Origin of the sequence: Streptomyces griseicoloratus, from assembly GCF_014534645.1 — a bacterium.
Lineage (GTDB): Bacteria > Actinomycetota > Actinomycetes > Streptomycetales > Streptomycetaceae > Streptomyces > Streptomyces griseicoloratus.
On record NZ_JACVQF010000203.1, the window covers coordinates 18,539 to 29,178 of the forward strand.

Below are 10,640 nucleotides of genomic sequence, written 5' to 3' on the forward strand. Positions count from 1 at the left end.
ACCCGGCGCTTCGTTGGTCGATGTCCGTAAAAACCCGCCCCTTCCGGGCTGGGTGTGGTACGGCAGAACCGGAGGACGCGCAACGTGGCGCAGTCCACAGCGGGCCGTCGCGGGATCAAGCTGTCGTGACGGGGGAACGACCGCGACAATGCCACTCAATGGCTTTGTCGTCTTTTCCGGCGGGTCGTTCGTGCCGCTGGGCACGCACGCTCGTTCTTCCTACGGGGCGGTCGGTGCGCCGTCCCGGGCGAGCTGGTCGTAGAAGCACTAACCGATGGGCGAGGGGTTACGCATGACCGACACCGGCCAGATCCCGGGCGAGGGGCTGCCGGAGAACGCAGGCATGGTGGAGCAACCGGGTGTCCCCGCGCCCGGCGCGTACACCTACCTCTCCGAGACCACCGCCGAGGACGAGGACCTGTTGCTGCTGCCGGGCGCCCAGAGCGCCTGGGGCAACGAGGTCGCGCCGCCCGCGCCCGAGCCGGTCGTCGAGGCCGTGCACGAGCCCGGGCCGCACGAGATGTCCGGCCGTGACAGCGGCTCGGTCGACCTCAGCGGCGTCCGTCTGCCGGGACCGGCCGTTGAGCCGTCGGCGGCTCCGGCCCCGCCGCGCCGGCCGCTGCACCTCGGCCCGCCGGTCCCGGACACCTCCGCCAGCCCGGTCCGCTCCCTCGCCGACCGCGGTCCCGCCGACGCCCCCGCGCGGTACTCGGGCCCGCCGACCGCCGGCCCCGAGTACCTGGACGTGCCGCAGACGGCCGAGGCGGCCCCGCAGGGGGCGGCGCCCTGGGGCGCGCAGGCGATGGCGCAGGCGCCGGTGAGCGCCGGGGCTGCGCCTGCCGAAACGGTTGTCCCGGCAGCAGGCCCTGCGCCCCGGCCGGGCGACGCCGCGCAGGCCGTCGTGACCCGCGTGGCGGCGCAGGCCGTCGCCGCGACGGGCGGGGTACCCGCGGAAGGCGCCGGGCCCGGCGGTACCGACGGGGCCGGGGTCCCGGCCGCGGGCTTCGGCGGAACGGGTGCCGAACCGGGCGCCGGTGCCGCCGAGTTCGCCGTGTCCGGGGCCGCCGCCGCTCCGCAGCCCGCGCCGGCCGGCGGCCACGGGGCCGACGCGCACCCTCGGACCGGCGAGCCGGAGGCCGCCGACGGTTCGGCGCCGGAGGCGGTGTCTGGGCCTGAGGCGGTGCCTGGACCGGAGGTGGCCCAGGCGCCGGACGTACCGCAGGCCGAGGCCGACCGGGTCTCGGCGGCTCCGTCCGCCCAGGACACCGAGGCGGTCCCCGGCACCGAGAGCCTGCCCGCCGACGCGGACGTGCCGGCAGCCGAGGCCACGGCGGCGGAACCCGAGCAGGTCACCGGGGAGGCACCGGAGCCGGAGCCGGAGGCCGAGGCCGTACCGGAGCCTCACGAGCTCTCCGCGCCGACCGCGCAGGAGGAGCCCGGTCCCGCCGAGTCTGCTGAGGAATCCGGGACTTCGGAGTCCGGTGAGATGCAGGGGACCGCCGGTGGGACGCACGAGTCTCCTGAGGCGCCCGCGTCCGAGGGCTCCCAGGCCGACGGCGTTCCCACACCACAGGAGGAGGCCGGGCTTCCCGAGTCGGCCGCTCCCCAGGCTGTTCCGGCACCCGAGGCGTCCGGCCCGGAGGCCGGCGAACCCGCGCCGTCCCCCGCCGCCCCTGCGGCAGCGGCCGGTGCCGTGGCCGCACAGACCGCCGCCGAGCCCGCACCGGAGGGGCCGGCACCGTCCCTGCCGGACGCGCAGGCTGTTGCGGAGGCGCAGCCTGCCGTAGACGCGCATCCCGTTGCACAGGCGCAGCCTGCCGTTGACCCGCAGGCCCCGGTGGAGGCCCAGCCTGTCATTGACCCGCAGGCCGTCGTTGACCCGCAGGCTGTCGTGGACGCGCAGTCCGTCGCGGAGGCGCCGGCCGTCGTTGACCCGCAGGCTGTCGTGGACGCGCAGTCCGTCGCGGAGGCGCCGGCCGTCGTGGACGCGCAGCCCGTCGCGGAGGCGCAGCCCGTGGCCGGGCCGCAGCAGCCCGCCCAGGGACCCCAATCGTTGACGGGCGCCCCCGGGCCCGTCGTGGCCGACCCGGCGGCGGCCGCCGGCACCGGTGTGCCGCAGGAAGCCGACCTGCCGCCGGCCGCGCCCGAGCCCCTGGAGGCCGGTCCGCAGCCGGCCGACGCGGGTGTTCCGGCGCCGGCGCCGCAGCCCCCGGCCGCCGTGGAGCAGCCGCCCGCCGGCACCCCGGCCGAGGAGCCCGCCGCCCCGGCGGCCACCGCGCCCACGGAGCACACCCAGCCCACGGAGCCCGTCCGGCCCCCCGCACCCACGGACACCGCCGTACCGGCCGGGCCCGACGCCCCCGTGGCGGCCCCCACGGGCCCGCAGGCCCACCCGGACCAGCCCACGGGCCGGTTCGTCCCGGTCGACGGCCAGGTGCCGACCACCCCGCACCTCGCCCCGACCCCGCCGCAGGCCCTCGTCCTGCCCCCCGAGGGGCCCGGCGCGGCTCCGGAAGCCGCCGCCGTCCCCGCCCCGCGCGAGGCCGCGCCCGGCGAGGCGGGGACGGAACCAGAGGCCGCACCCGAACTCGTACAGAACGCGGACGACCTGGACACCCAGGGCGCCGACCCGCACGACCAGGAAGACCCGCACGACGTGAGCACGGCCGCAGTGGCAGAACCCCAGCAGCCCACCGGCCCGGCGGCGCCCGCCTACGACGACGCCGAACGCGAGGCCGTCCTGAAGGTCATGCGCGAACGCCGTGACATCCGCAACGGCTTCCGCAGCGACCCCATCCCGCACGAGGTGCTGCTGCGCGTCCTGGAGGCCGCCCACACCGCGCCCTCCGTCGGCCACTCGCAGCCCTGGGACTTCGTCGTCATCCGCTCCGCCGACACGCGCCGCGCGATGCACGAACTGGCGATGCGTCAGCGCGACGCGTACGCCAAGTCCCTGCCCAAGGGCCGGGCCAAGCAGTTCAAGGAACTGAAGATCGAGGCCATCCTCGACACCCCGGTCAACATCGTCGTCACCGCCGACCCGACCCGCGGCGGCCGCCACACCCTCGGCCGGCACACCCAGCCGCAGATGGCGCCCTACTCCTCCGCGCTCGCCGTCGAGAACCTCTGGCTCGCCGCCCGCGCCGAGGGCCTCGGCGTCGGCTGGGTCAGCTTCTTCGACGAGCGCGAGATGGTCCGCGCCCTCGGCCTGCCCGAGCACCTCGAAGTCGTCGCCTACCTGTGCGTGGGCTACGTCGACGAGTTCCCGGACGAGCCCGAGCTGATGCAGGCCGGCTGGTCCAAGCGCCGCCCGCTGTCGTGGGTCGTGCACGAGGAGACGTACGGCCGCCGTGCCCTGCCCGGCGAGGACCCGCACGACCTGCTCGCCGAGACCGTCGCGCAGATCCGCCCGCTGGACGCCAAGGCGCTCGGCGAGGCCTGGGAGCGGCAGAAGCGCATGACCAAGCCGGCCGGCGCGCTCGGCATGCTGGAGATCATCTCCGCGCAGCTGTCCGGTCTGTCCCGGCAGTGCCCGCCGCCCATCCCGGAGCCCGCCGCCGTCGCCGTCTTCGCCGGCGACCACGGGGTGCACGCCCAGGGCGTCACCCCCTGGCCGCAGGAGGTCACGGCCCAGATGGTGGCCAACTTCCTGGGCGGGGGAGCGGTCTGCAACGCCTTCGCCACCCAGGTCGGCGCCGAGGTCTGCGTCGTGGACGTCGGCGTCGCCGCCGACCTGCCCGCCACGCCCGGCCTGCTGCCCCGCAAGGTCCGCGCGGGCACGTCCGACATGACCACCGGGCCCGCGATGACCCGCGAGGAGGCCAAGCAGGCCATCGAGGTCGGCATCGAGACCGCCCGCGACCTGGTGGCCGCCGGCAACAAGGCCCTGCTCACCGGTGAGATGGGCATCGCGAACACCACCGCGTCCGCGGCCCTCATCTCCGTCTTCACCGGCGCCGACCCGGCCGAGGTCACCGGCCGCGGCACCGGCATCAACGACGAGACGCTGGCCCGCAAGACCGAGGTCGTCCGCCGCGCCCTCGAACTGCACCAGCCGGACCCGGCCGACCCCATCGGCGTCCTCGCCGCGATCGGCGGCTTCGAGCACGCGGCCATGGTCGGCCTGCTGCTCGGTGGCGCCTCCCTGCGGACGCCGGTGATCCTGGACGGCGTCAGCGCCGGCGCCGCCGCCCTGGTGGCCCGCGCGATCGCGCCCGAGGTCCTGGCAGCCTGCATCGCCGGTCACCGCAGCGCCGAGCCCGGCCATGTCGCCGCGCTGGGCAAGCTGGGCCTGCGCCCGCTGGTCGACCTCGACCTCCGCCTCGGCGAGGGCACCGGCGCGCTGCTGGCCCTGCCGATGGTGCAGAGCACGGCGCGGGCGATGCACGAAGTGGCGACGTTCGACTCGGCGGGCGTCACCGAGAAGTAGCCCCGGCACGGGCAGGGGCGGCCGGCGATCCGTCGTGGCCGCCCCGCCCCGCCGTACGCTGAACGCACCTCCTTTAAAATCCCCACATCTTTCCGAACCCGCACGTCAGGGCTGCTCCAGAGCCGCAGCGCCCACCCCCCCGCCAGGACGAGGAGCCCACCCTCATGGCCGAACACCCCGCCTACCCCGTAGGTCTCCGCCTCACCGGCCGTCGCGTGGTCGTCCTCGGCGGCGGACAGGTCGCCCAGCGCCGTCTGCCCGCCCTGATCGCGGCGGGCGCCGACATCCTCCTCGTGTCCCCCGAGGCGACCCCCTCCGTCGAGGCGATGGCGGACACCGGCGAGATCACCTGGGAGCGGCGCGCCTACGCGGACGGCGACCTCGCCGACGCCTGGTACGCCCTGATCGCCACCAGCGACCCCGAGGCCAACACGGCCGCCTCCGCCGAGGCCGAACGGCACCGCGTCTGGTGCGTCCGCTCCGACGACGCCGACGCGGCCACCGCCTGGACCCCGGCGACCGGCCACAGCGAAGGCGTCACCGTCGCCGTCCTCACCACGAACGCCCGCGGCCGCGACCCCCGGCACACCGCCGCCATCCGCGACGCGGTCGTGGAGGGCCTGCGCGACGGCACCCTCGTCGCCCCGCACCACCGCACCCGTACCCCCGGCGTCGCCCTGGTCGGCGGCGGCCCCGGCGACCCCGACCTGATCACCGTGCGCGGCCGCCGCCTGCTCGCCGAGGCCGACGTCGTCATCGCCGACCGGCTGGGCCCGCGCGACCTGCTCGCCGAGCTGCCGCCGCACGTCGAGGTGATCGACGCGGCGAAGATCCCGTACGGCCGGTTCATGGCCCAGGAGGCCATCAACAACGCCCTCATCGAGCACGCCAAGCAGGGCAAGTCGGTCGTACGCCTCAAGGGCGGCGACCCCTTCGTCTTCGGACGGGGCATGGAGGAGGCGCAGGCGCTGGCCGAGGCCGGCATCCCGTGCACCGTGGTCCCCGGCATCTCCAGCTCCATCTCGGTCCCGGGCGCGGCCGGCATCCCGGTCACCCACCGGGGCGTCGCCCACGAGTTCACCGTGGTCAGCGGCCATGTCGCCCCCGACGACGAGCGCTCCCTGGTCGACTGGCCGTCCCTGGCCAAGCTGACCGGAACCCTGGTGATCCTCATGGGCGTGGACAAGATCGGCCGGATCGCCGAGACCCTCGTCGCGCACGGCAAGTCCCCGGACACCCCGGTCGCCCTCGTCCAGGAGGGCACGACGGCCGCCCAGCGCCGGGTCGACGCCACCCTCGCGACGGTCGCCGAGACGGTCGTCGCCCAGGAGGTCAAGCCCCCCGCGGTGATCGTCGTCGGCGAGGTCGTGACCGTCGGCCCGGACGGGGCGGTGTGACATGGGCGAGCTCATCACCGTCGAGGACCCCGACGACCCGCGCCTGCACGACTACACCGGCCTGACCGACGTCGAACTGCGCCGCCGGCGCGAACCCGCCGAGGGCCTGTTCATCGCCGAGGGCGAGAAGGTCGTCCGGCGGGCGGGCGAAGCGGGCTACGCGATGCGCTCGATGCTGCTGTCGGCCAAGTGGGTCGACGCCATGCGCGACGTCATCGCGGAGGCACCCGCCCCGGTGTACGTGGTGGAGCCGGCGGTCGCCGAACAGGTGACGGGCTACCACGTGCACCGCGGCGCCCTCGCCTCCATGCAGCGCAAGCCCCTGCCCACGGCGGCGGACCTGCTGCGCACGGCCCGCCGTGTCGTCGTCATGGAGTCGGTCAACGACCACACCAACATCGGGGCGATCTTCCGCTCCGCCGCCGCCCTCGGCATGGACGCCGTCCTGCTCTCCCCGGACTGCGCCGACCCCCTGTACCGGCGCAGCGTCAAGGTCTCCATGGGCGCGGTCTTCTCCGTGCCGTACGCCCGTCTGGACACCTGGCCGAAGGGACTGGAGACGGTCCGCGAGGCGGGCTTCACGCTCCTCGCCCTCACCCCCGACGAGCGGGCCGAGGCCCTGGACGAGGTCGCCCCGCACCGGATGGAGCGCGTGGCCCTCATGCTCGGCGCCGAGGGAGACGGCCTGTCCCGGCGGGCGCTTGCGGCCGCCGACGCGTGGGTGCGCATCCCCATGTCCCACGGCGTCGACTCGCTGAACGTGGGCGCGGCGGCCGCCGTCGCGTTCTACGCGGTCGCCACGGGGCGGCCGACGGCGTAGCCGCCGGGAGCGGGGTCAGAGCCCGAACGCCGACCGGCCCGGGGCACCGTCCCGTACGTGCTCCTGCTGCGTCCGTACGCCGCCGTGGTCGTCGCCGAGTCCCCGTGACGGTCCCTGGCAGCCCTGTGCCGCGGCGATGCCGAGCGCGACCAGGAGCGTCACGACGACGAACACGAACAGCCGCTGCCGCAGCAGCCGCGGATTGGCGGGCCGCCGCCCGCTCCCGTTGGTCCTGGGCGCGGGCCGGCCGGCGCCATTGCGCGGTGCTGGCCGGCCGCCGCTGCCGGGGCGGGTGTTCCGCCCGGTGTTGCGGGGGGTCGGAGTGGGGCGCCCCCCGGACCGGGACCCCGCCGCCGTACCGCCGGCGCGCGAGCCGTTGCCGCCCCGGGAGGGGGAGCCGGTGCGTGGGGGCGGGCCCCCGCGTGCGGGCGTGCCACCACGGGGGGCCGGGCCGCCGCGCGCCGGGGTGGTGCCGCGGGCGGGAGTGGCCCCGCGGGAGCCTGCAGTGCCGCGCGGCGTGGGGGTGCCCTGCGGTCCTGGTCCCGGTTGCCCGTGCTGTCCGCGCGGGCGCCGGGGGGCGCGTTCCGGGTAGGTGTCGGGGAGCCGACCCGTGGGACGGTCCGCCTCCCCGACGCGCGGCGCGGGCGGCCGTACGTCGGTCAGGCCCTGGGCCTCCCGGGCGGCGATCTCCTTGAGCCGCAGCGACAGTTGCAGCGTGCTGGGCCGTTCCTCGGGGTCCTTGGCCAGGCAGGCCCGGACCAGCGGTGCGAGCGCGTCCGGGACGCCGTGCAGCTGGGCCTCCTCGTGCACCACGCGGTACAGCATCACCTCGGAACTGCCGTGTCCGAAGGGCGAGTCGCCCATGGAGGCGTACGCGAGCGTGGCACCGAGCGAGAACACGTCCGTGGCCGGGGTGACGGCCGCCCCGCGCACCTGTTCCGGCGCGAGGAAGCCGGGGGAGCCGACCGCCGTGCCGACGTGGGTGAGCGTCGAGGCACCGGTCGCCCAGGCGATGCCGAAGTCGATGATCCGCGGCCCCTTCGGGGACAGCAGGATGTTGGACGGCTTCAAGTCGCGGTGCACGACCCCGGCCTCGTGCACCGCGACCAGCCCCTCGGACAGGGCGGCACCGACGGCGGCGACGTCGGCCGCGCCGAGCGGTCCCTCGTCGACGACCTTGTCGTGCAGGGAGGGGCCGGGCACGTACTGCGTCGCGAACCACGGCCGGTCCGCCTCCAGGTCCGCGGCGACCAGCCGCGCGGTGCAGCCGCCCCGGATGCGCCGGGCCGCGGAGACCTCGCGTGCGAAGCGTGAGCGGAACTCCTGGTCCTCGGCCAGATCGGGGCGGATGACCTTCAGCGCGACGCGCTGCCCCTTCTTGTCGGAGCCCAGGTAGACCACGCCCATTCCACCCGCGCCCAGCCGCCTGTGAAGCCTGAACGAGCCGACGACGCGCGGGTCCTCGCGCCTCAGGCGCATCATCGCCATGTTCATCCCCGCTGCCCGGTCCCTGTGACGTGCCACAGCTTACGTTTCCACGGCCGCCTGCGCGCAGAGGCCGCGCCCTCTGCTCCCGATCGATTGTCAGTGCCCGGTGGGAGAATTGAAGGGTGGTCAGAGAGCGTGCGGGCAGGGCGGCTTCGTGCCGCCGGTGACCGCAACGAGCTGTCGCAGAAGGGGGATTGGGCCCGTGAAGGGTGACCGTGTGGAGATAGTGGTTGACGCCGGGGACACGACGCGCACCTACGAGGTGGTGGCGAGCAGGGCGGGCCGCCGGGTGGAGACGGCGGTGCGCCGGGGGGTGGTGGAAGTGAGCGAAGTCACCAGGAGCGGGACGGTCGTGCGGACGGCTCGTTTCATGGCGAACCGGGTCCTGGCGCTGGTCGAGCAGCCGGTGCCGCGCGAGGACGGCTCGGAGAAACCGGGTCAGAGCGGGCGGCCCTTCCGGGAAGACCCCGAGACCTAGGACCTGGTCTCCACCCAGGGGAGTACACCGCAGGTGGTGGCTCATCCTCCGGGAGGCCCGGCAATCGGTACGAGGGCATGACGTCCGGCGAGTGCCGGACGCCTAGATTTGAGGTCAAGCGGCGGGTGCAGCACTCGTCCCCCGAGGTCAGACGCCCGCCGCTGCCAGAGACAACCACAACGGTCAGGAGAGGGACCATGGCCCAGACGGCACCGCGGACGCTGGTCCGCACACGGGAGCACCGCCGTCAGGGCCGCCGCCACCCCCTGGTGGCGACGGTCATGGCCCTGCCCCTGGCGGTCCTGCTCCTCCTCGTCTTCGACGGGTGGGAGACAGTGGCCACACAGGCGTCGTCCGTGGGTGTGATGCTGGGGCGCTGAGCGGCGACCCCAGGCCCGGAAGAGCGGTCCGGGCGGGGACATCCATCCATGAAACCCCGTGGGGACGGGGGTGCGGCGGACGGCACAAATGCCGGCGCAGCTGGGGAGCTGCGCCGGCATTGCTTTTCCCCGCGGCGCCCGCGCCCACCCCCACCACTCACCCCGGCCCACCCCGCCGTCCCGTCATCGCCGCGGGCATACCCTCGCCCCGTGACAACGGACACCCTCCTCCCCGCCCTGGCGGCTCGCGCCCGGGCCGCCGCCCACGCCCGTACGCCGGCGTGTCCCTGCGGCGCGGCCACCCTCGCCGACCGCCCCGACGCCACCGTCGTCCGGCACGCCGGCACCGTCGCCAAGGCGCACGCGTCGGACACCGACCCCGCCGAGCTGGCCCTCCGTGTCACCGTCGCCGCACACCTCCCCGGCATCCTCGTCCCCCCGCTCGGCCCGACGCCCGTCCATCTGCACGGACGGTGCGTGACCTACTGGCCGTACGGCACCCCCGTGGACCCGGACGACCCGGACGCGGCGCCCTGGGAGGCCGCGGCCGGTCTCCTCGCCCGCCTCCACCGGGCCCCGGCTCCCGTCACCCTGCCCCCGATGCGCGGCCCCGCGAAGGCGGCCCGTGCCATAGCCGCCCTCCGTGCCGGCGCAGCCGACCACCCGGGCACCGCCCCCGTACTGCGCGCCTGGGCCGCCCTGCCCGCCTGGGCCCGCGGCGAGGCCGCCATGCCGGATACGACCACGCTGTGCCACGGTGACCTCCACCTCGGCCAGCTCGTACGCCACCCCGCCCCCGACGGCCCGTGGCTCTTGATCGACGTCGACGACCTCGGCGCTGGCGTCCCGGCCTGGGACCTGGCCCGCCCGGCGGCCTGGTACGCCTGCGGACTGCTCCCGCCGGACGAGTGGACGCGGTTCCTGTCCGCCTACCGCGCGGCGGGCGGCCCCGCCGTCCCGCCGGACGGCGACCCCTGGCCGGCCCTGGACGTCCCGGCCCGGGCCCTGACCGCGCAGACCGCCGCACGGGCCGTCACGAAGGCGGTCGCCGCGGGCCGTTCCCTGGACGAGGTGGAGTTGTCGCTCGTCGACGCCTGTGCGCGCATGGCGTCCGTCGCCCTCCCTTCCCCGCGCGGTTGAACCGCAGGTTCGCGAAGTAGGGTGCAACCGACCGCAGCCGGACAGAGTCTGTCCTGGCGATACGCGAAGCAGGACCGACCGGCGAGGAGTTGAGCCGACACATGCAGTGTCCCAAGTGCCACGCACCGATGCACACGTACAACCGCAACGGCGTCCAGATCGAGCAGTGCAGCGGCTGCCGCGGGATCTTTCTCGACTACGGCGAGCTGGAGGCGCTGACCCGCCTGGAGGCCCAGTGGTCGCAGCCCGCGCCACCGGCCCCGCCCGCCCCGCAGGCGTACCCGGCCGCTCCGGCTCCCGCCTGGGGCGCCCCGCACACCGGCCACGGCCACCACGGCCACCACCGGCACAAGAGCTTCGGTCACATGCTCTTCTCCAGCTGATCCGCTCAGGCGGAGGGACGACGAAGCCCCCGGCCGTACGACGGCCGGGGGCTTCGGTCTGTGTGGACGATACTGGGATTGAACCAGTGACCTCTTCCGTGTCAGGGAAGCGCTCTCCCGCTGAG

8 protein-coding genes are annotated in these 10,640 nt (G+C 75.5%); 7 read left to right on the forward strand and 1 reads right to left on the reverse strand.

Annotated features, from left to right (window positions below; genetic code table 11):
- Positions 1–292 precede the first annotated feature (292 nt).
- The 3 genes from cobT to H0H10_RS23205 all read left to right on the forward strand — a co-directional run bounded on the left by cobT (position 293) and on the right by H0H10_RS23205 (position 6,646).
- Positions 293–4,429: a nicotinate-nucleotide--dimethylbenzimidazole phosphoribosyltransferase gene (gene cobT, locus H0H10_RS23195; protein ID WP_188183009.1), complete on the forward strand. Its 4,137-nt coding sequence runs from the start codon at positions 293–295 to the stop codon at positions 4,427–4,429.
- 164 nt (positions 4,430–4,593) lie between these two features.
- Entirely contained in the window at positions 4,594–5,826 is a 1,233-nt protein-coding gene (cobA, locus tag H0H10_RS23200) for a uroporphyrinogen-III C-methyltransferase (protein WP_188183010.1), read from the forward strand.
- Position 5,827: 1 nt separating this feature from the next.
- The gene (locus H0H10_RS23205; protein ID WP_188183011.1) at positions 5,828–6,646 is read left to right on the forward strand and encodes a TrmH family RNA methyltransferase; all 819 of its coding nucleotides are present in this window, start codon (positions 5,828–5,830) and stop codon (positions 6,644–6,646) included.
- Positions 6,647–6,661: 15 nt separating this feature from the next.
- Here the strand turns inward: H0H10_RS23205 and H0H10_RS23210 are convergent, their stop codons facing one another.
- Positions 6,662–8,140: a serine/threonine-protein kinase gene (locus H0H10_RS23210; RefSeq protein WP_188183017.1), complete on the reverse strand. Its 1,479-nt coding sequence runs from the start codon at positions 8,138–8,140 to the stop codon at positions 6,662–6,664.
- A 196-nt stretch (positions 8,141–8,336) separates the two neighbouring features.
- Here H0H10_RS23210 and H0H10_RS23215 point away from each other — a divergent pair, with 196 nt between their 5' ends.
- From H0H10_RS23215 to H0H10_RS23230, 4 genes are all read left to right on the forward strand, one after another.
- Positions 8,337–8,612, forward strand: a complete 276-nt coding sequence (locus H0H10_RS23215; protein WP_188183012.1) for a DUF8836 family protein — start codon at positions 8,337–8,339, stop codon at positions 8,610–8,612.
- 197 nt (positions 8,613–8,809) lie between these two features.
- Positions 8,810–8,992, forward strand: coding sequence for a hypothetical protein (locus H0H10_RS23220; RefSeq protein WP_188183013.1), 183 nt, complete (start codon positions 8,810–8,812; stop codon positions 8,990–8,992).
- 210 nt (positions 8,993–9,202) lie between these two features.
- Positions 9,203–10,132: a phosphotransferase gene (locus H0H10_RS23225; RefSeq protein ID WP_188183014.1), complete on the forward strand. Its 930-nt coding sequence runs from the start codon at positions 9,203–9,205 to the stop codon at positions 10,130–10,132.
- Between the two features lie 101 nt (positions 10,133–10,233).
- Positions 10,234–10,515, forward strand: a complete 282-nt coding sequence (locus tag H0H10_RS23230; protein ID WP_188183015.1) for a TFIIB-type zinc ribbon-containing protein — start codon at positions 10,234–10,236, stop codon at positions 10,513–10,515.
- Positions 10,516–10,640: the final 125 nt, after the last annotated feature.

Excerpts from the sequence above, each read along its gene's own strand:
- H0H10_RS23230 (WP_188183015.1), top strand. The coding sequence starts at position 10,234 with ATGCAGTGTCCCAAGTGCCACGCACCGATGCACACGTACAACCGCAAC.
- cobT (WP_188183009.1), top strand. The coding sequence starts at position 293 with ATGACCGACACCGGCCAGATCCCGGGCGAGGGGCTGCCGGAGAACGCA.
- H0H10_RS23210 (WP_188183017.1), bottom strand. The coding sequence starts at position 8,140 with ATGAACATGGCGATGATGCGCCTGAGGCGCGAGGACCCGCGCGTCGTC.
- H0H10_RS23205 (WP_188183011.1), top strand. The coding sequence starts at position 5,828 with ATGGGCGAGCTCATCACCGTCGAGGACCCCGACGACCCGCGCCTGCAC.
- H0H10_RS23220 (WP_188183013.1), top strand. The coding sequence starts at position 8,810 with ATGGCCCAGACGGCACCGCGGACGCTGGTCCGCACACGGGAGCACCGC.
- cobA (WP_188183010.1), top strand. The coding sequence starts at position 4,594 with ATGGCCGAACACCCCGCCTACCCCGTAGGTCTCCGCCTCACCGGCCGT.